Source organism: Streptomyces sp. SAS_281 (genome assembly GCF_052542855.1).
Genome location: NZ_JBMNDO010000023.1, coordinates 1 through 24060 on the forward strand (window position 1 = coordinate 1; position 24060 = coordinate 24060).

The following is a 24060-nucleotide window of genomic DNA, read 5'->3' on the forward strand; positions in this document are numbered from 1 at the left end:
GGTGGCGCGGGGGTCCCCCCCACCACCCCGTCTTCAGCTCACCCGCGCCGCCCGGTGCTTGACGGCCTTGAGCCGGACCTCGGCGGGCAGCCGGGCCAGCCCCGCGGAGTCCCTGGCATGGGCCAGCGCCTCGTCGCTCAGCCTCCCCAGCGCCTCGTCGGGCGCGGCGTGCGGCTCCATCAGCAGCCGGATCCGGGCGGCCGGGGTGGAGCGCTTGCCGGTCAGGGTGACCTGGGCGCGGGCGACGCCGTCCAGGGCGCCCGACTCGTCGGCGAGCACGCCCTCCAGGGCCCGGCCGCGCAGCAGGGCGCCCTCGCCGTCGCCGCTGTCGACCAGCACCTCGTTCAGGCGGGAGCGGCGGAACTGGGCCAGCAGCCACCACAGGGCGAGGACCACGAGGACGGCGAGGACCGCGATGACCGTCGGCCACCACCAGCCCTCGGAGCGCCAGCGGTCCCGGTCCGCCTCGCTGAGCAGCACGTCGTTCTTGCCGTACCAGGGCCACCAGGACGGCACGGAGAGGCCCGCCGCCGCGGCGAGCACCCCGCCGCCCACGCAGAGCAGCACCAGTCCGGCCAGGGCCAGCAGTACGCGGTTGACGGTCCTGAGCACGCCGCTCACCCCTTCTTCGCCGGCCGGCGGACGTGGACCGACAGACGCGGCTGCCTGGCGAGTCCCAGTTCCCGGATGCCTGTGGAGAGCACGGTGTCCAGGTCGGCCCGTACGTCGTCGAGTTCCCGGAAGTGCGACACGGCACGCACCCCCACCTTGCTGCGGCCCATGCGGACCCGGACCGACTGGACGCCGGCCACTTCGACGGCCCGGTCGCGCAGCACCATCGCCGCCGCCGTCCGGTCCAGCGCGGCGCGCACGTCGGTGTGTTCGCGGCGCATCGGCAGCAGGTCGCGCAGTCCGGGCGTGAGCGCGAGGAGCAGCAGCCAGAGTCCGAGTGCCGCCGCGACGGACGCGCCGGTCAGCACCCAGACGTCGTCGAGCTTCCGCGTCGCGAGCTCGTCCGCGAGGGAGCGGCGCCACTGCATCGCGGAGTGTCCGGCGCGGACCGCCGCCACGTCGTAGAGGAGCAGGCCGCTCGCGCCGAGGACCACGGCGGCGACGATGCCGGCGGGGATGCGGCGGGCGGCCCAGAAGCGCCCCGCGCCGCCTTCGGGCCGTTCCTTGTCGGGCGCGGGTTCGTAGGCCGCGGAGGAGGCCGACTGGTCGAGGGCGAGGACACCGCCGTGCTCGGCCGCCCCGGCCTCGGGCGGTCGCCGCGTGCCGTCGTCCGGATCGTGGGGCTCGGTCATCGAATCCTCCCCTGTGCCGCCAGGCTCGCTCCGGTGGGATGCAGGCGTTCGACCTGGACGGCCACTTCGGGCACCTCCATCCCCGCCAACGCCTTTACCCGCTCGGCGACCCGCCGACGCACGGCACCGCACTGGTGGCCGATGTCAGCGGGATATCCCAGCTCCAGACTCACCCGTACGCGGGCGGTGTCGCGGTGCACGGTGACCGTGGCACGCGGCGACGCCGCCTCCTTCGGGGTCGCGTCGACCGCCTCCTTGGCCGCCTGCGCGGCGATCTTCGCGACCACCCGGTCGGCGATCCGCGTCTCTCCCCGTTCCCCGGCCGAGACCGGGCCGCTCGCCCCCGACACCGCCGTCACCTCCGTCGGTCGCCGCGCTCGCGACTGCGGAAGAAGTCGCCGGGTTCCAGGTCGCCGTCGAAGAAGCGGCCGGCGACGAAGCCGACCGCTCCGAGGGCGGCCACCAGCACAAAGGCTCCGAACCCGCCGAAGTACCCGGCGAAGCCGAGCGCCATGCCGGCCAGCAGACCGGCCACAGCCATGCTCATCGTGTGCTCCTCAACCGCTCGGGGACGCCGGGACTACTGGACGCGGGACTCGGACTCGTCGTCATCGTCGTCCTCGTCGGGCAGCTTCACGTCGCTGACGGCGATGTTGACCTCGACCACTTCCAGGCCCGTCATGCGCTCGACGGCCGCGACGACGTTCTCCCGTACATCGCGGGCGACGTCGGAGATCGACACGCCGTAGTCCACGACGATCTCCAGGTCCAGCGCGGTCTGGGTCTCGCCGACCTCGGCCTTGACGCCGCGGGTGACGGACTTGGAACCGCCGGGGACCCGGTCGCGGACCGCGCCGAATGTGCGGGACAGGCCGCTGCCCATGGCGTGCACCCCGACGACGTCGCGTGCCGCCATTCCGGCGATCTTCTCGACCACTCCGTCGGCGATCGTCGTGCGGCCGCGGGTGCCGGGGTCGCCACCGCCGCGCTTGGTCAGGCTGCTGCCGCCCGAGGCGTTGCTGTCGGAGTTCTCGGGCCGGTTCCGCTGTGGGGTCTCGGTCATCGCCACTCTTCCCTTCGGGGCAGATTTGACTACTTTGCTCACATTAAGGGCGCTTGCCCCGACTCGCGCCGTGAATACGGCACTCTGGTGGCCATGACGACGGCTGACGGCCCGCACAGGGCCCATGCGTGGACGGCTGCGGTACGGCAACGGCTCTCGCTGGGCCGACTGCTCCCTTTGGGCGGCCCGGCGGACGGCGCCTGGATCGCGGAGCGGGCGGCGGTCGCGGTGCTGCGCCGGGCGGTGGCGGGTCCGGACCCCGGTCCGGTCCTCGGTGAGCTGCGGATCGCCGTGGCCGACCCGGAGTCGGCCCCCGCCGCGCAGGTACCCCCGCCCCCGAGCGCCCTGCCGCCGGGTCCCCTACGAATCGAGGCCACGATGACCGCGACGGCCGACCGGCCCCTGCCCGCAGCCGCCGACGCGTTGCGCGCGGCCCTCCTGTCGGCCGCCGCGCGCCGGCTCGGCCTAGTGGTGTCCGAGGTGGACCTGCGGGTGACGGGACTGCTCGACGGCTCGCCCGAACGGGTGGAGCCGGAGCCGGCGGAGGTGCGCCCGGTGGACGCGGAGAACGCCGCGGGGCGGGCCGCCGCCTCGGTGGCCGGGGTGGCGGCGCTGACCGGGGTGCTGGGCCCGGCGGTGCGGACGGGCGAGGACCATGTGCGCGTCGAGCTGGCGACGGAGGGCGGTCACCGCGCGCTGGACGTGGCCCGAGCCGTGCGGGAGGCGGTGACGCAGGCGGCCGAGGGGCGGCCGCCGGTCGCGGTGCTGGTCACGGCGGTCTCGGAGGGCGGAACGGCGGGCTGAGCGCCGGTACGGGTGCGGGCCGGCGGGGGACGGTCACGGCTCCGGCCGGCCCGCACGTACGTCAGCCGAGGGCGCCCGCGAGGTCGCGGAGGCGGCGGCCCTGCGCGGCCCGTTCGGCGGCGCGCTGCTCCTCGTACGTACGCGAGACGGCGCCGCGCAGCAGCGCCTTGGTCTCGATGACGGCGTCGCGCGGGGCGGCCAGCAGGGCGCCCGCCAGGTCGCGCGCGGCGCCTTCGAGCTCGGCGGCGGGCACGACGAGGTTGGCCAGGCCGGTGCGCTCCGCCTCCTCGGCGTGGACGTAGCGGCCGGTGGCGCAGATCTCCAGCGCGCGGGCGTATCCGACGAGGTGCACCAGAGGGTGCGTGCCGGTGAGGTCGGGCACCAGGCCGAGGCTGGTCTCGCGCATGGCGAACTGGACGTCGTCGGCGACGATGCGCAGGTCACAGGCGAGGGCGAGCTGGAAACCCGCACCGATGGCGTGGCCCTGGACGGCCGCGATCGACACGATGTCGTTGCGGCGCCACCAGGTGAACGCCTCCTGGTACTCGGCGATCAGCGCGTCGAGCTCGGCCTCCGGGCCGCGCCCCATGTCGAGGAACGACGGCTCGCCGTCGAATCCCTCGGGGGTGAACGCCTGGCGGTCGAGTCCGGCGGAGAACGACACGCCATCGGCGCGCAGCACGACGACCCGCACGCTGCCGGGCAGAGCCCGTCCGGCTTCGGCCAACGCCCGCCACAGAGCGGGAGACTGGGCGTTGCGCTTCGCCGGATTGGTGAGGGTCACCGTGGCAACCGCGTCGTCGACGGTGAGTCGTACGCCGTCCTGGTCGAGCACGGAGTCGAGCGAGGTCATACGGGGCCTCCGGTTCGGGTGCAGTCAGCACATGGAGCTAAGTGACTGAACAGTAACCACCAGATCGACCCTGCGGCCGACCGGGTGGGTGCACCCGGACCAGGGACCTCCCGGAGCCGTCCACGACGTGCCCCGATCCGCTGCCGGCCGTCAGGCCGCCGCGGCCTTCTTGCCTCGTGTGGCGCCGCCGCGTCCGCGGAGCGTCACTCCGGATTCGCTGAGCATCCGGTGGACGAATCCGTAGGAGCGGCCCGTTTCCTCGGCCAGCGCCCGGATGCTCGCACCGGAGTCGTACTTCTTCTTCAGGTCTGCCGCGAGCTTGTCGCGCGCGGCGCCGGTCACCCGGCTGCCCTTCTTCAGAGTCTCGGCCACCCGTGCCTCCTCATGGGAAGTGCGCTCTGGACTCTCATGATCACCCCTCGGGCGCTTCCTGGCCACCCATTCGGCAAGGTCTCTGCGACCGGATTCGCGCCCCGGGAGTGCGCCGGTGCGACCGGAATGCCTCATTCCAACAGGTCGTACGGGGTGTCGTGCGGCCGCCCGGGAAGGAACGTCCAGGTCAGGGCACGCACGGGCAGGGGGGCGGAAATGGGTGCGCCCGGCAGCTATCTGCCGGCCCCCGCGCCGAGGTACGAGACCTACTCACACAGATGACGGATCACGAGTAGGCCGAATGGTCCGGTCCCGGGGATCAGGCCAGCGCGACCAGGTCCCGGTAGTCCGCGCCCCACAGGTCCTCGATCCCGTCCGGGAGCAGGATGATCCGCTCGGGCTGAAGGGCCTCGACCGCGCCCTCGTCGTGCGTGACCAGGACGACCGCGCCCTTGTACGTGCGCAGCGCGCCGAGGATCTCCTCGCGGCTGGCCGGGTCCAGGTTGTTGGTGGGCTCGTCGAGCAGGAGCACGTTGGCGGAGGAGACGACCAGCGTCGCCAGGGCCAGGCGGGTCTTCTCGCCGCCGGAGAGCACCCCGGCCGGCTTGTCCACGTCGTCACCGGAGAAGAGGAACGAGCCGAGCGTCTTGCGGACGGCGACGAGGTCCAGGTCGGGCGCGGCGGAGCGCATGTTCTCGAGGACCGTGCGGTCGGGGTCCAGGGTCTCGTGCTCCTGGGCGTAGTAGCCCAGCTTGAGGCCGTGGCCCTCCACCACGCGGCCGGTGTCGGGCTGCTCGGCGCCGCCGAGCAGCCGCAGCAGCGTGGTCTTGCCGGCGCCGTTGAGGCCGAGGATGACGACGCGGGAGCCCTTGTCGATGGCCAGGTCGACGTCGGTGAAGATCTCCAGCGAGCCGTAGGACTTGGAGAGCCCTTCCGCCATGAGAGGCGTCTTGCCGCACGGCGACGGGTCGGGGAAGCGCAGCTTGGCGACCTTGTCGGCGACCCGGACCTCGTCGAGGCCGGACAGCAGCCGGTCGGCGCGCTTGGCCATGTTCTGCGCGGCGACCGTCTTGGTCGCCTTGGCGCGCATCTTGTCCGCCTGCGCGTTGAGGGCGGCGGCCTTCTTCTCGGCGTTCTGGCGTTCGCGCTTGCGGCGCTTCTCGTCGGCCTCGCGCTGCTGCTGGTAGAGCTTCCAGCCCATGTTGTAGACGTCGATCTGCGAGCGGTTGGCGTCGAGGTAGAAGACCTTGTTGACGACCGTCTCGACCAGCTCGACGTCGTGGGAGATCACGACGAAGCCGCCGCGGTAGGTCTTGAGGTAGTCGCGCAGCCAGACGATCGAGTCCGCGTCGAGGTGGTTGGTCGGCTCGTCCAGGAGCAGCGTGTCGGCGTCCGAGAAGAGGATGCGGGCCAGTTCGACGCGGCGGCGCTGACCGCCGGAGAGGGTGTGCAGCGGCTGGCCGAGCACGCGGTCGGGCAGGCTGAGCGCGGCGGCGATGGTGGCGGCCTCGGCCTCGGCGGCGTAACCGCCCTTGGTGAGGAACTCCGTCTCCAGGCGCTCGTACTTCTTCATCGCCTTCTCGCGGGTGGCGCCCTTGCCGTTCGCCATCCGGTCCTCGTTCTCCCGCATCCTGCGCAGGATCTCGTCCAGGCCGCGGGCGGACAGCACCCGGTCCCTGGCCAGGACGTCGAGGTCTCCGGTGCGCGGGTCCTGCGGGAGGTAGCCCACCTCACCGGAGCGGGTGATGGTGCCGGCAGCGGGGGTTCCCTCGCCCGCGAGGCACTTGGTGAGGGTGGTCTTGCCCGCTCCGTTGCGGCCGACGAGGCCGATGCGGTCGCCCTTGGCGATGCGGAAGCTGGCGGATTCGATGAGCAGACGGGCGCCGGCGCGCAGCTCGATGCCGGAGGCGGTGATCACGGGGAGGTACTCCTGGGCGGAAGGAAGGGCGGAGGAACGACGGGTGGTGACGGATCGACGCCGCTACTCACGCACACGCACAAGGAGAACTGCCATGGAAACCAGTCTACTGGCGGTGTCCAACGACTTTTGCGGGGCTCCGCCCCGGGGGCCCCGGTCAGCGCCCCCGGGTCACGAGCCGCCCGTGTGGACCTGGAACGCCGCCTTGCGGACCGCCTTCGCCAGCGCCGGGTCCGGGTGGGCCGCGGCCAGGGCGACCAGGACCTGGACCGTGCGGGGGTGGCCGACGGCGCGGACCTCGTCCAGGAGGGCCGGGACCGTGCCCTGGACCGCCGAGTCGAGGTGGCGGACCAGAAGGCCCGCCTCGCCGTGGTCCGCGACCGCCGCCGCCGTGTCGACCCAGAGCCAGGTGGCCTCCTCGCGGCTGAGGACCTCCTGGGCGTCCTCGGGGTCCGTGCCGTCGTACTCGGCGAGCCAGAGCAGCGCGTACGGGCGCAGGGACGGGTCGGTCCGGACGGCCCGGACCTCGGGCTCCGCGGGGGCGCCGACGACGCGCAGGGCCTCGAAGGCCAGGCCGCGCAGGAGGGCGTCCTCGCCGCGGGCGACGTCGAGGAGTTCGGCGACAGCGCTGCCGACGGGGCGGGCGGCCAGCCAGGCGCGGTATTCGGCGCGGGCGGGGCCGGGGGTGAGGCGGGCGCAGCCGAGGAGCATGTCGGCGGCCGCCTGCTCGATGTTGCCGGCGGGGCTCTGGGCGGCGACGCAGATCTGTTCCAGCTTGACCCAGACCGCCCAGTTGCCGAGCGGCGTCAGCGTGGCCTGGCCCGCGCCGAGGGTGAGCGCCCCGACGTCGGCCAGGCCCTCCAGGGCCCAGTCGAGCAGGCGGGCGACGAGGGCCGGCGGGTGGGCGGTGGGCGCCGGTTCGGCGGGGGCGGGCAGCGGCTCGGGGCCGTACGGCACCTCGCAGCGCTCCTCGTGGAGCTCCGCGACGCGCTGGCCGAGGAGGTCGAGGAGGGCGGGCACCGTGACGGGACCGGCCGAGAGCTGGAGCAGGGAGAGGACCTGGGGCACGGCCTCGACGGCCTCGGCGACGGCGGTGGACTCGACGCCCCGGGGCGCGGGGTGGACGAGCGACCAGGCGTCGAAGAGGGCCACCCAGCCGCGCAGCACCGCAGAGTCGTCCCGGTCCCAGGCGCGCAGCCGCCAGCCGGGCCGTGCGGTGTCGCCGTGGAGTTCGACCAGTCCGGCGAGCCGGGCCCGGTCCCAGCCGGAGCGCACCTGAGCCGGGGAGATGTCCAGCGCGGCGGCGGCGTGTTCGAGGGCGGCCGGGGGCGTGGTGCCGGGGGCCGCCCCGTCGGCCGCCCAGCGGGCGATCCGTACGGCGTCGGCGAGGACCGTCCTGGCCTGGCGGGCCAGCTCCGCCCGGGGTGGGGTGCCCTCGGGCGGGCGCGGCGCGGGCCTGGTGCGCCGGGTGGTCACGGCCCTTCGGGCAGTGGCGAGGGGTCGCGGGCGGACAAGACGCAGCCTGGAGTCGCGCGGGGTACGGGACGTCACGGGAGCAGTCTTGCCCCTGACGGCCCGAAAGCCCAAACGGAACCCGGGTCACCGGCGTTGACGGGCTCCCGCACCGGCCGGGACCAATCGGCCGAACCTGCACATCACCTCACATCAGGGGCGTGAGGAAGCGGCGCAGGGTCTCCTCGTAGTGGGCCGGGTCGGCGTTCCACATCGCCGCATGCGGAGCGCGGTCCACGGTGTGCAGGGAGACGAGGTCGGGGCGGGCGGCGGCGAGCCGGCGGGAGTGGATCCAGGGAGCCAGGGTGTCGTCGGGGCCGTGGAAGACGAGCGTGGGGACGTGCAGGGTCACCGGGACCGAGGTGTCCAGGAGTCCGGTGCCGTGCAGTCCGGTCTGCCCCTGGGCGGCGCGCACGGCAAGCGGCAGCAGGGCCGCGGGGACCCCGCGGGCGGCGGCGAGGCCGCGCAGGGTGTCGGTCCAGTCCAGGACGGGCGAGTCGAGGACGAGGCCGGAGACCCGGTCGCGGAGCGCGGAGCCCGCGCAGGCGTGCAGCGCCATGGAGGCGCCGGTGGACCAGCCGTACAGGATGACCTGCTCGGCGCCGTTGCGGACGGCGAAGCGGATCGCCGCGTCCAGGTCGCGCCACTCGGACTCGCCGAGGTGGCCGAGCCCGTCCGGGGAGCGGGGGGCGCCCGGGTCGCCGCGGTACGCGAGGTCGAGCACGGGCAGCTGCCGGCCGTGCAGGAACTCCAGGAGGTTGAGGGGGTGCTCGCGGGTGGCGCCGATGCCGTGCACGGTGATGACCCAGATGCGGCGGGGAGCCGGGACGTACCAGGCGGGCAGTTCGCCCAGCTCGCCGGGGATCCGCACCTCCCGGAAGGCCAGGCCGAGCGCGCTGCCCGGGTCGCCGCTGTGGACCTGGGGCGTCAGGCGGACCTTGTCTCCGGGGGCGAGGACACCGCGGTCGACGCGCTCCAGCCGGCGCACGACGGTGTCGGCGGCCTGGTGGGCCCGGTCGAGCACGGGGCCGACGACGGCGTGGACGTCCTTGCCGGTCAGCCCGTACGTGCCGGGGCGCAGCGAGGTGAGGGACCGGGTCAGGGTGACCTGCCCGGCGGCCGTCGCGTGGACGGTGAGTTCGCGGTCGGCGGGGAGCGGTCGTCCGGGCGGCGTCTTGAGGGCGACGTCGCCCGCGAACCGGCCGGCCGCGACCGCTGCCGCGCCGGCGCCGATGAGTGTGGTGACGGCCGCTGCCGTCGCGGTAACCGGGCGCACCCCCACAGTGTCGGTGCCGGGGCGGCTCGATGCCAGTGGGCAGGGCCGTCCGATGCGGTCCCGGTGCTGTGGCCCGTACCCCTTCAGCGCATTCCGGTGCCGCCCCGGCGCTGCCCGTAGCCCTTCAGCGCCTCCACGACCTCGCCCAGCCGGTCCTCCGAGAGCAGGGCCGGGGTGCGGCCGGGCACGGCGCTCGCGGTGAGCCAGACGTGGCAGAGCCATTCGAGCTGGGCGGTGCGGTCGTACGCCTCGTCGAGCGTGGCGCCGTAGGTGACGGTTCCGTGGTTGGCGAGCAGGCAGCCGGTGCGGTCGCGGAGGGCGGTGAGCATGTGCGCGGCCAGTTCGGGGGTGCCGTAGCGGGCGTAGGGGGCGACGCGGACCGTGCCGCCGAGCATCGCTGCGGCGTAATGGACCGGGGGGACCTCCGTGACGAGGGTGGAGACGGCCGTGGCGTGGACCGCGTGGGTATGCACGACGGCCCTTGCGTCGGTGTTCCGGTAGACGGCGAGGTGGAGGGGGAGTTCGCTGGTGGGGGCGAGTGTGCCGAAGGTCTGGTTGCCTTCCGGATCGACGCCGGTCAGGTCCTCGGGGCCCAGCCGGTCGTAAGGCACTCCGCTGGGGGTGACCAGCACCGTGTCGCCGACCCGCAGCGAGACGTTTCCGGAGGTTCCGACGACCAGTCCCTCGGCCGCCGTGCGGCGCGCCGCGGCGACGACGGCCTCCCATCCCCGGGCGATCGCCGCGTGCTCTCGGTCACTCATACGAAGATCCTTTCCGGCCCCGCCCCAAGTGCCGCCCGGCCACCGCTCCGGGGGTCACCGCAGCGCCCTGCTCAGTTCATCTTCTGTTCACTCAAGTTGCCTACGTTCCACGTGCCAATGACGTCGAACGATTGCCTGGGTAAATGGAACACATCACGCTGCTGCTCGCGATAGTGATCGTGACAGCTCTAGTGTTCGATTTCACGAACGGTTTCCACGACACCGCCAACGCGATGGCCACCACCATCTCGACCGGCGCACTCAAACCCAAGACGGCGGTCGCGATGTCCGCCGCTCTCAATCTGGTCGGCGCGTTCCTGTCCGTGGAGGTCGCCAAGACGATCTCCGGCGGGATCGTCAACGAGGACGGCCTCAGAACCGAGGTCATCTTCGCGGCGCTCGTCGGCGCCATCCTGTGGAATCTTCTGACCTGGCTGGTCGGGCTCCCGTCCAGCTCCTCCCACGCACTGTTCGGCGGCCTCATCGGCGCCGCGGTGATGTCCGCCGGCTGGTCGTCGGTCAACGGCGGCACCGTCGTCACCAAGGTGCTGCTGCCCGCCGTCGCCGCCCCGATCGTGGCCGGCGCGGCCGCGTTCCTGGCCACCAGGCTCACGTACCGGATCGGCGGGAAGATCCGGAACGACGCCCAGGAGAAGGCCACCGCCAAGGGCTACCGGGCGGGGCAGATCGCCTCGGCCGGGCTCGTCTCGCTCGCGCACGGCACCAACGACGCGCAGAAGACGATGGGCATCATCACCCTCGCCCTGGTCACCGGCGGCGTCCTCTCCCCCGGCTCCAACCCGCCGGTCTGGGTCATCGTCAGCGCCGGCCTGGCCATCGCGCTCGGCACGTACCTCGGCGGCTGGCGCATCATCCGCACCATGGGCAGCGGCCTGACCGAGCTGAAGCCCCCGCAGGGCTTCGCCGCCCAGACCAGCGCGGCCACCGTCATCCTGGCCTCCTCGCACCTCGGCTTCTCCCTCTCCACCACGCAGTCCTGCTCCGGGGCCGTGATGGGCGCGGGCCTCGGCCGTGCCGGGGGTGTGGTCCGCTGGTCCACCGCCACCCGGATGTTCGTCGCCTGGGGCCTGACCCTGCCGGCCGCGGGTCTGGTCGGCGCGGGTGCCGAGTTCCTGACGAAGCAGGGCACCTGGGGCGTCGTGGTGGTCGCGGTCCTCCTGATCGCCGGATCCGGGGCGATCTGGGTGCTCTCGCGCCGCAAGCCCGTCGGCCACGGCGATGTCGCGCCCGGCACCGCGGACGCGGCCCCGGCCGAGCCCGCGGGTGTCGTCACCCAGGCCATCGCGGCCGTGAGCCCGCCGCCCACCGCGGCCCAGGCGCACGACCTCGCCGCCACCATTCCGGCGCCCGCCGGTCCCGTCGCCGCCGATCCGGCCCGACCCGCCACGGTCTGACAGACCCCGGTACTCCGCTAAGGACACCCCGTATGAACATCGACTGGGCAGCTCTGGGCACCGTCTTCGGCGTCTCCCTCGTCGCCACCGTCGCCCTGGTGGGCCTCTTCACGCTCGGCATCGTCGGCCTCTCCAAGCAGCCGGAGCCGGCCGCCGGGGGCGGTCCGGCGGGCTCGTCGCTCCTGCTGGCGCGCGCCGGTGCGTACGTCTGCTTCGGGCTGTGCGCGGCGGCGGTCGCGTACGGCATCTATCTGATCGTCGCCTGACGCACCGCCCCTCCCCCGGGCCGGACGCACCTCGTGCGCGTCCGGCCCGGTGTGCGTCCGCCCACACCGTGCCGCCGCAGGTCAACAGTGAGTTGACGGGCGTTCGCGGGGCGTGGTGGACTGCCGGAGCCATTACGGCGACAGCAGAGGAAGCCGGTGCGAATCCGGCGCGGTCCCGCCACTGTCACCGGGGAGCGGTCCCCCACCGCACGTCACGGCCCGCGCGAGCGGGCTGGAAGACCGGGGAACCCGCCGATCCGGAAGCCAGGAGACTCTCGTCGCCGTCACGTCGAACCAGGGCGCGGACCCTGAGTGAGGACATATCGCCATGCCCGGCTGCCGTGCGACCTTCTCCCCACGCCCCCTGTCGGCAGCCTCGGGTGCGGTCGGCTGAACCGTGCGTGCCGATCGCATCTACGCGTACGGCGCCACCGCCGGCCTGATCGCCGACCTGCTGCTCGGTGACCCCCGCAGGGGGCACCCGGTCGCCGCCTTCGGGCGGGCCGCCGCGGCCGTCGAGGACCGGCTCTGGCGCGACCATCGCGGCCGGGGCGCCCTGCACACCCTGGTCTGCGCCGGGGGCGCCGCCGGGAGCGCCGCGCTCGCCGCCCGCGCCCTGCGCCGCCGCCCCGTCGCCTCCGTGGCCCTGACCGCCGCCGCCACCTGGTCCGTCGTCGGCGGTACGTCGCTGGGGCGGGAGGCCCGGACCATCGGCGGGGCGCTCGCCGCGGGCGACATCGACGCGGCCCGGGAGCGGCTGCCGCACCTGTGCGGGCGCGACCCGCAGGCGCTGGACGGCCCCGGGATCGCGCGCGCCGTCGTGGAGTCCGTCGCCGAGAACACCTCGGACGCCGTGGTCGGCGCCCTCGTCTGGGGCGCCCTCGCCGGTGTCCCCGGGCTCGTCGGCTTCCGCGCCGCCAACACGCTCGACGCGATGGTCGGCCACAAGTCGCCCCGCTACCTGCGGTACGGCTGGGCATCCGCCCGGCTGGACGACCTCGCGGGCTGGCCCGGCGCCCGGCTCACCGCCCTGCTCGCCGTGGCCTCCGGCGGCCGCCCCCGGGAGGCGGTGCGGGCCTGGCGGGCCGACGCCGCGAAGCACCCGAGCCCCAACGCGGGGCCCGTGGAGGCCGCGTTCGCCGGGGCGCTCGGCGTACGGCTGGGCGGGACCCTCGCGTACGGGGGGCGCGTCGAGCACCGGCCCGTACTCAACGGGGAGGCGGGCCGTGCCGTGGAGACCGGGGACATCGAGCGCGCCGTGCGGCTCTCGCGCCGGGTGGGCGTGCTCGCCCTCGGAGTCGGCGTGGCCGCCCGGCTGGGCGCGGGAGCGGTGGCGCGCCGGATCGCGGGACGGGCCGGGAGACCTCAAGGACCTCGTAACTCTGGACGGAGAGCGATATGAGCGGCGGACTGCTGGTCGCCGGGACCACGTCGGACGCGGGCAAGAGCGTCGTCACGGCGGGCATCTGCCGCTGGCTGGTACGCCGGGGCGTGAAGGTCGCCCCGTTCAAGGCGCAGAACATGTCGCTGAACTCCTTCGTCACCCGGGAGGGCGCCGAGATCGGCCGGGCCCAGGCGATGCAGGCCCAGGCCGCCCGCGTCGAGCCGACCGCCCTGATGAACCCGGTGCTGCTGAAGCCGGGCGGCGACCGTTCCAGCCAGGTCGTCCTGATGGGGCGGGCGGTCGGCGAGATGAGCGCGCGCGGCTACCACGGCGGGCGGCAGGAACGGCTGCTGTCCACCGTCACGGACTGCCTGGAGCAGCTGCGGAGCACGTACGACGCGGTGATCTGCGAGGGCGCGGGGTCGCCCGCCGAGATCAACCTGCGCCGCACGGACATCGTGAACATGGGCATCGCCCGGGCCGCGCGCTTCCCGGTCGTCGTGGTCGGGGACATCGACCGGGGCGGGGTCTTCGCCTCGTTCTTCGGCACGACCGCGCTGCTCGCACCCGAGGACCAGGAGCTGATCGCGGGGTACCTGGTCAACAAGTTCCGGGGCGACGTCTCGCTGCTGGAGCCGGGCCTGGACATGCTGCGCGACCTGACGGGCCGGCCCACGTACGGGGTGCTGCCCTTCGCGCACGGGCTCGGCATCGACGAGGAGGACGGCCTGCGGGTGTCGCTGCGCGGCACCGTACGCGAGTCGGCGGTCGCCCCGCCGCACGGCGAGGACGTCCTGCGCGTCGCCGTGTGCGCGATCCCGCTGATGTCGAACTTCACCGATGTGGACGCGCTCGCCGCCGAACCCGGTGTCGTCGTCCGTTTCGTGGACCGGGCCGAGGAGCTGGCCGACGCCGACCTGGTCATCGTGCCGGGCACCCGGGGCACCGTGAAGGCGCTCGCCTGGCTGCGCGAACGCGGGCTCGCCGACGCGCTGCGGCGGCGCGCCGCCGAGGGCCGGCCGGTGCTCGGGATCTGCGGCGGCTACCAGATCCTCGGCGAGCACATCGAGGACGAGGTCGAGTCGCGCGCCGGGCGGGTCGACGCGCTCGGCCTGCTGCCCGTGCGCGTCCGCTTCGACCGCGAGAAGACGCTCGCCCGGCCGTCCGGCGAGGCGCTCGGTGAGCCCGTCGAGGGGTACGAGATCCATCACGGCGTCGCCGATGTGCGCGGCGGCGAACCGTTCCTGACGGACGGCCGGGGCACCCCGCTGGACGGCTGCCGGTCCGGGGCCGTCTGGGGCACCCACTGGCACGGCTCGCTGGAGAGCGACGGCTTCCGCCGGCGGTTCCTGGCCGAGGTCGCCCGGCTCACCGGCCGCCGCTTCGTGCCCGCTCCCGGCACCTGCTTCGCCGCACTGCGCGAGGAACAGCTCGACCGTCTCGGCGACCTGATCGAGGAACACGCGGACACCGACGCGCTGTGGCGGCTCATCGAGTCGGGCGCGCCGTCCGGACTGCCTTTCATCCCGCCGGGAGCGCCCGCCATCCCCGTCAAGGAGGCCCTGTGAGTACGCCCTACCCCTTCACCGCCATCGTCGGCCAGGACGACCTGCGGCTCGGGCTGCTGCTCAACGCGGTCAGCCCGGCCGTGGGCGGGGTCCTGGTCCGTGGCGAGAAGGGCACCGCCAAGTCGACCGCCGTACGCGCCCTTGCCGCGCTGATGCCGGAGGTCCCCGTCGTGCCGGGGTGCCGTTTCTCCTGCGACCCCGCCGCGCCCGACCCGGCGTGTCCGGACGGCCCGCACGAGGACGCCTCCGGCGTGTCGCGGGCGGCGCGGACCGTGGAGCTGCCGGTCGGCGCCTCCGAGGACCGGCTCGTCGGGGCGCTCGACATCGAACGGGCCCTCGCGGAGGGCGTAAAGGCCTTCGAACCGGGGCTGCTCGCGGACGCGCACCGCGGAATCCTGTACGTGGACGAGGTCAACCTGCTCCACGACCATCTGGTGGACCTGCTGCTGGACGCGGCGGCCATGGGTGCCTCGTACGTGGAGCGGGAGGGCGTCTCCGTACGGCATGCGGCGCGCTTCCTGCTCGTCGGGACCATGAACCCCGAGGAAGGCGAATTGCGCCCCCAGCTCCTCGACCGGTTCGGGCTGACCGTCGAGGTCGCGGCGTCCCGGGAGACGGACCAGCGGGTGGAGGTGGTGCGGCGGCGGCTCGCCCACGACGACGATCCGGCGGGCTTCGCGGCGCGCTGGGCCGGTGAGGAAGCGGAGTTGCGGGACCGGATCACGGCGGCGCGGGCGCTGCTGCCCGAAGTGGTTCTCGGCGACAAGGCGTTGCGGCAGATCGCGGCGACCTGCGCGGCCTTCGAGGTAGACGGGATGCGCGCGGACATCGTCATGGCCAGGACCGCGACCGCGCTGGCCGCGTGGGCGGGGCGCACCGACGTGCTCGCCGAGGACGTCCGGCAGGCGGCGCTGCTCGCGCTCCCCCACCGGCGCCGGCGGAACCCCTTCGACGCGCCGGGGCTCGACGAGGACAAGCTGGACGACACGCTGGAGCGGAACGGCGGCGGGGACGACGAGCCGGAGCCGGACGGGCCTGGTGGCGGCGGTGACGGTGGCGGTGGCGGCGGCCTTCCGCCGCAGGGGGACGGGCCCGGCACTCCGCCCGCGCCCGCCGACGGGGCGGACGACACGCCCGGGCAGCCGGAGCCGGGGGCGCCCGTGCCCGGGCAGGGCGGTGAGCAGCAGCCCGTACGGGCCGGTGAGCCGTTCCGTACGAAGATGCTCAGCGTGCCCGGTCTCGGCGAGGGCGCGGCGGGGCGGCGGTCCCGGGCGCGCACCGAGCACGGCCGGACGACGGGTGCGCGGCGGCCCGAGGGCGCGCTGACCAAGCTGCACCTGGCCGCGACGGTCCTGGCCGCCGCCCCGCACCAGCGGGCGCGGGGCCGGTCCGGGCGGGGGCTCGTGGTGCGGCGGGACGATCTGCGGCAGGCGACGCGGGAGGGGCGCGAGGGCAACCTCGTGCTGTTCGTCGTGGACGCCTCCGGGTCGATGGCCGCCCGGCAGCGCATGGGCGCCGTGAAGGGCGCGGTGCTGTCCCTGCTGATGGACGCCTACCAGCGGCGCGACAAGGTCGGTCTCGTCACCTTCCGGGGCCGGGGCGCGGAGGTGGCGCTGCCGCCGACCTCGTCGGTGGACGCGGCGGCGGCCCGGTTGGAGTCGCTGCCGACGGGCGGGCGCACCCCGGTGGCCGCCGGGCTGCTGAAGGCGCACGACGTGCTGCGGGTGGAGCGGCTGCGCGACCCGTCCCGCCGGGCGCTGCTGGTCGTGATCACGGACGGGCGGGCGACCGGCGGGCCGGACCCGGTGGCGCTGGCCGCGCGGGCCGCCCGGCTGCACGCGGCCGAGGGCACGGCGTCGGTCGTCGTGGACTGCGAGACGGGACCGGTGCGGCTGGGACTCGCGGCGGCCCTCGCCGCCGACCTGGGCGGCACCGCCGTCACGCTGGACGAGCTGCGCGCCGAGTCGATCGCCGGGCTGGTCAAGGACGTCCGGGGCGCGGGCCCCGGGCACACCGACAGGAGGGTCGCGTAATGCCGCAGGGACAGCCGGAGAGCGTGCCGGACGACGGACTCACCACCCGCCAGCGGCGCAACCGGCCGCTGCTGATGGTGCACACGGGCATCGGCAAGGGGAAGTCGACCGCGGCCTTCGGGCTCGCGCTGCGCGCCTGGAACCAGGGGTGGCCCATCGGGGTCTTCCAGTTCGTCAAGTCGGCGAAGTGGAAGGTCGGCGAGGAGAACGCGCTGAAGGTCCTCGGCGCGAGCGGCGAGGGCGGTTCCGTCGCCTGGCACAAGATGGGCGAGGGCTGGTCCTGGGTCCAGCGCGACGACCAGACGGACAACGAGGCGAAGGCCCGCGAGGGCTGGGAGCAGGTCAAGCGCGACCTGGCCGCCGAGACGTACCGGCTGTACGTGCTGGACGAGTTCGCCTATCCGCTGCACTGGGGGTGGATCGACACCGACGAGGTCGTCTCGGTACTGCGCGACCGCCCCGGTACGCAGCACGTGGTGATCACCGGCCGCAACGCGCCCGCCGCGCTCCTGGAGGCGGCGGATCTGGTCACGGACATGTCGAAGGTCAAGCACCCGATGGACGCCGGGCAGAAGGGCCAGAGGGGCATCGAGTGGTGAGCGTCCCCCGCCTGGTCGTCGCCGCGCCCTCGTCCGGGAGCGGCAAGACCACCGTCGCCACGGGGCTGATGGCCGCGTTCGCCGCGCGCGGGCTCGCCGTGTCCGGGCACAAGGTGGGCCCCGACTACATCGACCCCGGCTTCCACACGCTCGCGACGGGGCGCCCCGGACGCAACCTCGACGCGTACATGTGCGGGCCCGAGTTGATCGCCCCGCTGTTCGCGCACGGCGCGCGGGGGTGCGGGCTGGCTGTCGTCGAGGGCGTCATGGGGCTGTACGACGGGGCCTCGGGGCTCGGCGAACTGGCGTCCACGGCGCATGTGGCGAAGCTGCTGCGGGCGCCGGTGGTGCTCGTCGTGGACGCGTCCTCGCAGTCGCGGTCGGTGGCGGCGCTGGTGCACGGGTTCGCGTCCTGGGACGCGGAGGTGCGGATCGGCGGGGTGATCCTGAACAAGGTGGGGTCCGACCGGCACGAGGCGCTGTTGCGGGAGGCGCTGGAGGAGTCCGGGGTGCCGGTGCTGGGGGTGCTGCGGCGGGTGGAGGGGGTTGCCGTGCCGTCGCGCCATCTGGGGCTGGTGCCGGTGGCCGAGCGGCGGTCCGATGCGGTGGCCGCTGTCGCGGCGATGGCGGGGCAGGTGGCCGCCGGGTGCGATCTGGACGGGTTGCTGGCGTTGGCGCGGTCGGCACCTGCGGTGCCGGGTGGGGCGGTGTGGGAGGCGGGGGGTGCCGGCGGCGGGGGCGTTCCCCTCCCCGCCCCTTCCCGTGACCGGGGCTCCGCCCCGGACCCCGCGCCTCGAACGCCGGAGGGGCTGAGCGGGGCGGAGGGGCTGAGCGGGGCGGAGGGGCTGAAAAGCGCACCGGTTGTTGCTGTGGCTGGTGGGGCTGCCTTTACGTTTTCGTACGCGGAGAACACCGAGCTTCTCGCCGCCGCGGGGGCCGACGTCGTGACCTTTGATCCTCTGCGGGACGAGGCGTTGCCCGAGGGAACTCGCGGAGTCGTCATCGGGGGTGGGTTCCCCGAGGTGTACGCGCCCGAGTTGTCGGCCAACGAAGCGTTGCGGAAGGCCGTGGCGGAGTTGGCGCTGTCGGGGGCGCCGGTGGCCGCCGAGTGTGCCGGGTTGTTGTATCTGGCGCGGTCATTGGACGGGCTGCCGATGTGCGGGGTGCTCGACGCCGACGCGCGGATGACCAAGCGGCTGACGCTCGGGTACCGGGACGCCGTGGCACTCACCGACAACGTGCTGGCGCCCGCCGGGGCGCGGATGCGGGGGCACGAGTTCCACCGGACCGTCATCGAGCCCGGTGCGGGCGACGAGCCCGCCTGGGGCATGCACCGGCCCGAGCGGCGCGTGGAGGGGTTCGTCCGGGGCAACGTACACGCGAGTTATCTGCACACCCACTGGGCCGCGTCGCCCGGGACCGCCGCACGGTTCGTCGAGCGGTGCCGGGGGTGAACGCCGGGGCGGGGTCACTGCGCGAGGCCCACCACCAGCCAGATGAAGCACACTCCGGCCACCGTGCACAGCAGCGTGGAGCGCGCCGGGTGGTCGTGGTGGGCCTCGGGCAGGATCTCGGCGGCGGCGAGGTAGAGGAGCGCGCCGCCGAAGAAGCCGAGATAGCAGCCGAGCAGTTCCTCCGGCAGGGTGAACAGCAGCGTCGTCGCCGCCCCGACGACGGGCGCCGCCGCGTCCGCGAAGAGCATCGTGAGGGCCCTGCGGCGGGCGTTCCCGTACAGGCTGGTGATCGTGTACGTGTTGAAGCCGTCCGCGAAGTCGTGCGTGATCACGGCGAGCGCGACGGCCGTCCCCATCCCGCCGCCGACCTGGAAGGCCGCGCCGAGCGCCACCCCGTCCATCAGGCTGTGGCCGACCATCGCGGCCGCCGCCGTCAGTCCGACCTGCGGGACGCGCTCCTCGGCCGCCCCGTGTGCCGCCTGGCGCACCGCGAGCAGCCGCTCGACCAGGTGGGCGACGAGGAACCCGCCGACGAACAGCAGCAGCGCCGCCGGGACGCCGAAGACCAGGCCGCCCGCCGCCTCCACCGCCTCGGGCAGCAGGTCCAGGCCGACCACGCCGAGCATCAGCCCGCCGGCCAGACCGAGGACCAGGCGGCAGCGGCCGCTGACGCGCTGGGCGACCCAGCCGCCCGCCAGGGTCATCAGGAACGCGCCGAGCGCGACGAACACCGCCATGGCCTCTTGCTAGCCGATGGACCCCGCTCCGCGCATCTCGGCGCGCTCGTCGTCGGGGTCGGCGCCTCCCGGGGCGTCTCCGCCGACGAGGTGGCCGGGCTCGTTCTGGAGGTGCTGCGGGAGGCGCGGCTCACGGAGATCGCCGAGTTGGTCACCGTAACGGCGAAGGCCGGTGAGCCGGGGCTGCTGGCCGCCGCCGTCCGGCTCGGCGTCCCGCTGCGCGCGTACCCGGCGGACGTGCTCGCCCGGGTCCCCGTCCCGCACCCCTCCGGCGCGGCGCTCGCCGCCCTCGGCACCCCCTCGGTGGCCGAGGCCGCCGCTCTCGCCGAGGGCGGCCAACTCCTCGTCCCCAAAAGGACGTCACGGCCGCGCGACGGGCGCCCGTCGATGGCCACCTGCGCGGTCGCACGCCGGCCCGTCGGGAACATTGCGTGAAGCGTCGGGACCGTTGCGTGAAACAGGGTGCGGGGCGCATAGTCATCCTGCCGGAGTCCACCCAGGTCACGGCGCACACCCCCACACCACACCCCCACCACGGCGGTCATGCACACTCCCACTGAGAGTCCCGACGCGACAGGCACGGGCACCAACGATCTGCGTCACCACGGCGACGCCGAAGTACGCGGACGGGGCCGGGATCTGACCGATCTCGCCGTCAACGTACGGGCCGGCACCCCTCCGGCCTGGCTGAAGGAGCGCATAGCCGGCTCCCTGGGCACGCTCGCCACGTACCCGGACGGCCGCGAGGCCCGCGAGGCCGTTGCCGCGCGGCACGAACTGCCGCCCGAGCGCGTGCTGTTGACGGCGGGCGCGGCGGAGGCGTTCGTCCTGATCGCCCGTGCGCTGCCCGCCCGGCGGCCCTACGTGGTGCACCCTCAGTTCACCGAGCCGGAGGCGGCGCTGCGCGCGGCCGGGCACGAGGTGGGGCGGGTGCTGCTGCGGGCCGAGGACGACTTCCGGCTCGACCCGGCGGACGTGCCCGCCGACGCCGACCTGGTGGTCGTCGGCAACCCGACCAACCCGACGTCCGTGCTCCATCCCGCCGCCGTCCTCGAACGCCTGGCGCGCCCCGGGCGGACCCTGGTGGTGGACGAGGCGTTCATGGACTCGGTGCCGGGCGAACGCGAGGCGCTGTGCGGGCGTACGGACGTCCCCGGCCTCGTCGTCCTGCGCAGCCTCACCAAGACCTGGGGGCTCGCCGGGCTCCGCATCGGTTACCTGGCGGCCGCACCGGATACGATCCGCACCCTGGAGGCCGCGCAGCCGCTGTGGCCGGTGTCGTCGCCCGCGCTGGCGGCGGCGGAGGCGTGCGTGGAACCCCGGGCGCTGGCGGAGGCCGCCGGTGCGGCGGACCGGATCGTGGTGGACCGGGCCCATCTGGTGGCCGGGCTGCGGGAGTTCTCGGAGGTGCGGGTGGTGGAGCCGGCCGAGGGGCCGTTCGTGCTCATCCGCCTCGACGGGGCCGCCGAGATAAGGGAGCGGCTGCGGATGCTGGGGTTCGCGGCGCGGCGAGGAGATACGTTTCCGGGGCTCGGGGACGGCTGGCTGCGGCTGGCGGTACGCGACCGGACGACGACCAACCGCTTCCTCCAGGCACTGGACCTGGCGCTCCAGGCGTTGACGGTGGCGGGGCCGTAGGGCGGTGGGGCGGTAGGCCCGTAGGGGGTGCTCGCGGGGGTGAGCGGCGCTCGCGGGGGTGAGCGGCGTTCCGGGCCGTGAGCGGTGCTCTGCGCTCGCGGGGTGAGCGGTGTTCCGGGCTGTGAGCGGTGCTCTGGCCTGTGAGCGGAACTCCTGAGGGTGGGCGTTTCCCCCCGGGGGCGAGCGACGCTGCTGGCGGGGAGCACCGCTTCTAGGAGCGAGCGGCGCTCCTGATATTGAACGTTGCTCGTGGCGGTGAGCGTTGCTCGTGGCGGTGAGCACTGCCCGTGACGGCGAGCACTGCTCTGACCTACGAGCGGCGCTCCGTTTCATGAGCGTGGCGGGTTCCAACGAGTGAGCGGCGCTCCAGCCGGTGAGCGGTGCCCCAAAGGGTGAGCGGTGCTCCCCTTCGGAGCACCGCTCACCATCCCCTCCCCCGGGGTTCCTCCCCTCGGGCCGTCAGCCTCGGGCGCGGCGCCGGGTCAGGACCATGGCGCCCGCGCCGGCCGCCAGCAGCAGCGCCGCGCCGCCCGCGATGTACGGGGTGCTGGAGCTGCTGCCCGTCTCGGCCAAGTCCGCGTCGGTGGCGGTCGGCGCCTGGTCCGTGCCCGTCTGGGTCTTCACGTCGCCGCCACCCCCGGTCGAGCCGGCCTTGTCGCCGCCGCCCGTGGAGCCGCCGTTCCCGGATCCGCCGTCGGTCGCGCCGCCGTTCCCGGATCCGCCGTCCGTCGAACCGCCCCCGGTCGCGCCGCCGTTGTCGTTGCCCCCGTTGTGGCCGCCGCCGTTGTCGTTGCCGCCGTTGTCGTTGCCCCCGTTGTGGCCGCCGCCGTTGTCACCGCCGCCCGTGTGGCCGCCGTGGCCCTTCGGGGTTTCGCAGGTCGCCTCCGCGAGCGTGACCTCGCCGTTGACCTCCGCGACGTTCAGCTTGCCCGGGTTCACCGACACCTTCAGCCGGAGGGCCACCGCCGCGGCCGTGCGCGAGGTGGTCTCCGTCTTGGACAGGTCCAGCGTCACCTCGCCGACCTGCGGCACCGTCACCCGCGTGGTGCCCCCGGCCGTGAGCGTGACGCGCTTGCCGAGCACCGACACGTGCCCGAGCACGTTGGACTCGGCGACCGGCCGGCTGCCCGCCTCGCAGACCGCCTTCGAGGTGACCTTCTCCACCTCGATCAGCGGGAACACCGACAGGCCCGGGAGGCTGACCTTCGCCTGGGCGAGGTTGCTGTAGCCGGCTGCCCGGTGCTTGCCGGCGGTGGCCTTCGCGGTGGCCACGTCCGCCTTGAGGACGCTGAACGGCTTTCCGCGGTCCACCCCGTCGAGCCGCACGCTGAGCGCGGTCTCCTCGGCGGTGCGCGGTGCCCGCACCTCGTTGAGCGTGACCTTCAACGGCACGTCGACCGTCTTGTTGAGGAGGGAGACGTCGAGTGCGGTGCGGAGCACGACCGCGCTCGCCTTTCCGTCGCCGCCGGCCGTGGTGGGCGTCGCGGGGGCGGCATGGGCCGGGACCGTGACCAGAAGGGCGACGGGAGCGGCGGCGACCGCCAGGGCAGCGAGGCGGAAGGTGTTGCTGTTCAAGATGGTGGAACCCCCACAGGAGACATGGAGCCACCGGCGCCGTCCAATGGGGGACATCGCGGGCACCGGTGGCCTCGACTCCGTGAATCTTTACGCACAGAGGGTGAACTGGCGGACACCTGAGGCCAGTTCACTCCAAAGGGGGGTTTCCGGGTCTGTATTCGAATATTCCGGCACGTGCGTTCCTCGGGTTCACCCGTTTCACTGAGCACCGGGCCGTTTCGGACCGCGCGAGGGCGGCCCGTAACGCCACCTCCTCGCAGGCGCGGAGAGGGTTCAACGAGCGGGCCGCCCTTCGGTCACTGCTGGTCAACGCGGCGCGTCAGCCGATCACGCGCCCGTTCAGGACGACCCGGCGCGGTCCGGCCAGCACCCGCACGTCCTCCCGCGGGTCCTCGTCGTACACCACGAGGTCGGCCGGTGCCCCCTCCTCCAGCCCCGGCCTGCCGAGCCAGGCCCTCGCCCCCCAGGTCGTCGCGGACAACGCCTCCAGGGCCGGGATGCCCGCCTTGACCAGCTCCGCGACCTCGTCGGCCACCAGGCCATGCGCCAGGACCCCGCCCGCGTCGGTGCCGACGAAGACCGGCACCCCGGCGTCGTAGGCGGCGCGCACGGTGTCGTAACGGCGTTCGTGGAGCCGGCGCATATGGGCGGACCAGCGCGGGAACTTCGCCTCGCCGCTCTGCGCGAGCGAGGGGAAGGTGGCGATGTTGACCAGCGTGGGGACGATCGCCACACCGCGCTCCGCGAAGAGCGGGATGGTGTCCTCGGTGAGGCCCGTGGCGTGCTCGACGCAGTCGATCCCGGCCTCCACCAGGTCGCGCAGCGAGTCCTCCGCGAAGCAGTGCGCGGTGACCCGGGCGCCCAGCCGGTGCGCCTCCGCGATGGCCGCCTCGACCGCCTCGCGCGGCCAGAGCGCCGTCAGGTCGCCCACCTCCCGGTCGATCCAGTCGCCCACGAGCTTGACCCAGCCGTCGCCCCGGCGCGCCTCCTGGGCCACGTAGGCGACGAGCTCGTCGGGCTCGACCTCCCAGGCGTAGTTGCGGGTGTAGCGGCGGGGCCGGGCGATGTGCCGGCCGGCCCGGATGATCTTCGGCAGGTCCTCACGGTCGTCGATCCACCGGGTGTCGGCGGGCGAACCCGCGTCGCGCAGCAGCAGCGCCCCGGCCTCCCGGTCGTCCAGGGCCTGCTTCTCGCTGGTCGCGGCGTCGACGGCGCCGTGGTGGTCGAGCCCGACGTGGCAGTGGGCGTCGACCAGGCCGGGCAGGGCGCAGCCGGTGACGGTGACGGCACCGTCCGCGCCGGGCGGCCGCTCGTAGGTGATCCGGCCGCCGACCGCCCAGAGCTCGTCCCTGACCTCCTCGGGTCCGACGAGCACCCGCCCCTTCACATGCAGCACCTGCGATGCCTCGTGATCACTCATGCACAGCACTGTACGAGGGGCCCACCGCGTGCGGCATGCCCTGTCCCGGCCCGCCCGAGCGGTGCTGGGTACTCTCGGAGGCGCCCGGTCAGCAGGCCGGAGCCC

At 74.2% G+C, this 24060-nt stretch carries 24 protein-coding genes and 1 riboswitch; of the genes, 10 read left to right on the plus strand and 14 right to left on the minus strand.

What is annotated here, in order from left to right:
- Window positions 1-33: 33 nt before the first annotated feature.
- From amaP to ACN6LM_RS11310, 5 genes are read right to left on the minus strand one after another with little or no spacing between them, the layout of a single operon-like run.
- Entirely contained in the window at window positions 34-621 is a 588-nt protein-coding gene (gene amaP / locus ACN6LM_RS11290) for an alkaline shock response membrane anchor protein AmaP (RefSeq protein WP_445065189.1), read from the minus strand.
- Window positions 618-1304, minus strand: coding sequence for a DUF6286 domain-containing protein (locus ACN6LM_RS11295; RefSeq protein ID WP_445065190.1), 687 nt, complete (start codon window positions 1302-1304; stop codon window positions 618-620). The genes amaP and ACN6LM_RS11295 overlap by 4 nt, the downstream gene beginning before the upstream one ends.
- The gene (locus tag ACN6LM_RS11300; protein WP_164401183.1) at window positions 1301-1663 is read right to left on the minus strand and encodes an Asp23/Gls24 family envelope stress response protein; all 363 of its coding nucleotides are present in this window, start codon (window positions 1661-1663) and stop codon (window positions 1301-1303) included. The genes ACN6LM_RS11295 and ACN6LM_RS11300 overlap by 4 nt, the downstream gene beginning before the upstream one ends.
- Window positions 1660-1851, minus strand: a complete 192-nt coding sequence (locus tag ACN6LM_RS11305) for a hypothetical protein (RefSeq protein ID WP_143624117.1) — start codon at window positions 1849-1851, stop codon at window positions 1660-1662. The genes ACN6LM_RS11300 and ACN6LM_RS11305 overlap by 4 nt, the downstream gene beginning before the upstream one ends.
- A 33-nt stretch (window positions 1852-1884) precedes the next feature.
- The gene (locus ACN6LM_RS11310) at window positions 1885-2367 is read right to left on the minus strand and encodes an Asp23/Gls24 family envelope stress response protein (RefSeq protein WP_073968401.1); all 483 of its coding nucleotides are present in this window, start codon (window positions 2365-2367) and stop codon (window positions 1885-1887) included.
- A gap of 93 nt (window positions 2368-2460) precedes the next feature.
- On the opposite strand from ACN6LM_RS11310, the gene ACN6LM_RS11315 reads away from it, so the two are divergent.
- Window positions 2461-3171 (plus strand): hypothetical protein, encoded by a 711-nt coding sequence (locus ACN6LM_RS11315; RefSeq protein WP_445065192.1) that lies wholly within the window; start codon window positions 2461-2463, stop codon window positions 3169-3171.
- A gap of 61 nt (window positions 3172-3232) precedes the next feature.
- Here ACN6LM_RS11315 and ACN6LM_RS11320 read toward each other — a convergent pair whose 3' ends face one another.
- The 6 genes from ACN6LM_RS11320 to ACN6LM_RS11345 all read right to left on the minus strand — a co-directional run bounded on the left by ACN6LM_RS11320 (window position 3233) and on the right by ACN6LM_RS11345 (window position 9863).
- Window positions 3233-4024, minus strand: a complete 792-nt coding sequence (locus tag ACN6LM_RS11320) for an enoyl-CoA hydratase/isomerase family protein (protein ID WP_445065193.1) — start codon at window positions 4022-4024, stop codon at window positions 3233-3235.
- 150 nt (window positions 4025-4174) lie between these two features.
- Window positions 4175-4396, minus strand: coding sequence for a helix-turn-helix domain-containing protein (locus tag ACN6LM_RS11325; protein WP_007263382.1), 222 nt, complete (start codon window positions 4394-4396; stop codon window positions 4175-4177).
- Window positions 4397-4715: 319 nt separating this feature from the next.
- Window positions 4716-6314, minus strand: coding sequence for an ABC-F family ATP-binding cassette domain-containing protein (locus ACN6LM_RS11330; RefSeq protein WP_445065194.1), 1599 nt, complete (start codon window positions 6312-6314; stop codon window positions 4716-4718).
- A 171-nt stretch (window positions 6315-6485) separates the two neighbouring features.
- Complete coding sequence (locus ACN6LM_RS11335; RefSeq protein WP_445065256.1) at window positions 6486-7790, minus strand: hypothetical protein; 1305 nt, start codon at window positions 7788-7790, stop codon at window positions 6486-6488.
- A 184-nt stretch (window positions 7791-7974) separates the two neighbouring features.
- Complete coding sequence (locus ACN6LM_RS11340; protein ID WP_445065195.1) at window positions 7975-9102, minus strand: alpha/beta hydrolase; 1128 nt, start codon at window positions 9100-9102, stop codon at window positions 7975-7977.
- 83 nt (window positions 9103-9185) lie between these two features.
- The gene (locus ACN6LM_RS11345; protein WP_445065196.1) at window positions 9186-9863 is read right to left on the minus strand and encodes a class II aldolase/adducin family protein; all 678 of its coding nucleotides are present in this window, start codon (window positions 9861-9863) and stop codon (window positions 9186-9188) included.
- Between the two features lie 143 nt (window positions 9864-10006).
- Here ACN6LM_RS11345 and ACN6LM_RS11350 point away from each other — a divergent pair, with 143 nt between their 5' ends.
- The 7 genes from ACN6LM_RS11350 (at window position 10007) to ACN6LM_RS11380 (ending at window position 18582) form a co-directional block, all read left to right on the plus strand.
- Window positions 10007-11278: an inorganic phosphate transporter gene (locus tag ACN6LM_RS11350; RefSeq protein ID WP_445065197.1), complete on the plus strand. Its 1272-nt coding sequence runs from the start codon at window positions 10007-10009 to the stop codon at window positions 11276-11278.
- 32 nt (window positions 11279-11310) lie between these two features.
- Complete coding sequence (locus tag ACN6LM_RS11355; RefSeq protein ID WP_445065198.1) at window positions 11311-11544, plus strand: hypothetical protein; 234 nt, start codon at window positions 11311-11313, stop codon at window positions 11542-11544.
- A gap of 147 nt (window positions 11545-11691) precedes the next feature.
- Window positions 11692-11818, plus strand: a riboswitch (cobalamin riboswitch).
- A gap of 123 nt (window positions 11819-11941) precedes the next feature.
- Window positions 11942-12946, plus strand: coding sequence for a cobalamin biosynthesis protein (locus tag ACN6LM_RS11360; protein ID WP_445065199.1), 1005 nt, complete (start codon window positions 11942-11944; stop codon window positions 12944-12946).
- The gene (locus ACN6LM_RS11365) at window positions 12943-14496 is read left to right on the plus strand and encodes a cobyric acid synthase (RefSeq protein WP_445065200.1); all 1554 of its coding nucleotides are present in this window, start codon (window positions 12943-12945) and stop codon (window positions 14494-14496) included. Before ACN6LM_RS11360 ends, ACN6LM_RS11365 begins: the two co-directional genes overlap by 4 nt.
- Window positions 14493-16529, plus strand: coding sequence for a putative cobaltochelatase (locus ACN6LM_RS11370; protein WP_445065201.1), 2037 nt, complete (start codon window positions 14493-14495; stop codon window positions 16527-16529). Before ACN6LM_RS11365 ends, ACN6LM_RS11370 begins: the two co-directional genes overlap by 4 nt.
- The gene (cobO, locus tag ACN6LM_RS11375) at window positions 16529-17128 is read left to right on the plus strand and encodes a cob(I)yrinic acid a,c-diamide adenosyltransferase (protein ID WP_164404387.1); all 600 of its coding nucleotides are present in this window, start codon (window positions 16529-16531) and stop codon (window positions 17126-17128) included. The genes ACN6LM_RS11370 and cobO overlap by 1 nt, the downstream gene beginning before the upstream one ends.
- Complete coding sequence (locus ACN6LM_RS11380) at window positions 17122-18582, plus strand: cobyrinate a,c-diamide synthase (RefSeq protein WP_445065202.1); 1461 nt, start codon at window positions 17122-17124, stop codon at window positions 18580-18582. Before cobO ends, ACN6LM_RS11380 begins: the two co-directional genes overlap by 7 nt.
- A 14-nt stretch (window positions 18583-18596) precedes the next feature.
- On the opposite strand, the gene ACN6LM_RS11385 is transcribed toward ACN6LM_RS11380, so the two are convergent.
- The gene (locus ACN6LM_RS11385) at window positions 18597-19319 is read right to left on the minus strand and encodes a ZIP family metal transporter (protein ID WP_445065203.1); all 723 of its coding nucleotides are present in this window, start codon (window positions 19317-19319) and stop codon (window positions 18597-18599) included.
- A 6-nt stretch (window positions 19320-19325) separates the two neighbouring features.
- Here ACN6LM_RS11385 and ACN6LM_RS11390 point away from each other — a divergent pair, with 6 nt between their 5' ends.
- Window positions 19326-19754 (plus strand): cobalamin biosynthesis protein, encoded by a 429-nt coding sequence (locus tag ACN6LM_RS11390; protein WP_445065204.1) that lies wholly within the window; start codon window positions 19326-19328, stop codon window positions 19752-19754.
- Window positions 19755-19862: 108 nt separating this feature from the next.
- A complete protein-coding gene (gene cobC, locus ACN6LM_RS11395; protein WP_445065205.1) occupies window positions 19863-20957 on the plus strand; it encodes an Rv2231c family pyridoxal phosphate-dependent protein CobC in 1095 nt (364 codons plus the stop codon).
- A gap of 459 nt (window positions 20958-21416) precedes the next feature.
- Here cobC and ACN6LM_RS11400 read toward each other — a convergent pair whose 3' ends face one another.
- Both ACN6LM_RS11400 and ACN6LM_RS11405 read right to left on the minus strand, forming a co-directional pair.
- Window positions 21417-22532, minus strand: coding sequence for an SCO1860 family LAETG-anchored protein (locus tag ACN6LM_RS11400; RefSeq protein ID WP_445065206.1), 1116 nt, complete (start codon window positions 22530-22532; stop codon window positions 21417-21419).
- Between the two features lie 322 nt (window positions 22533-22854).
- Entirely contained in the window at window positions 22855-23955 is a 1101-nt protein-coding gene (locus tag ACN6LM_RS11405; RefSeq protein WP_445065207.1) for an amidohydrolase family protein, read from the minus strand.
- Window positions 23956-24060 lie beyond the last annotated feature (105 nt).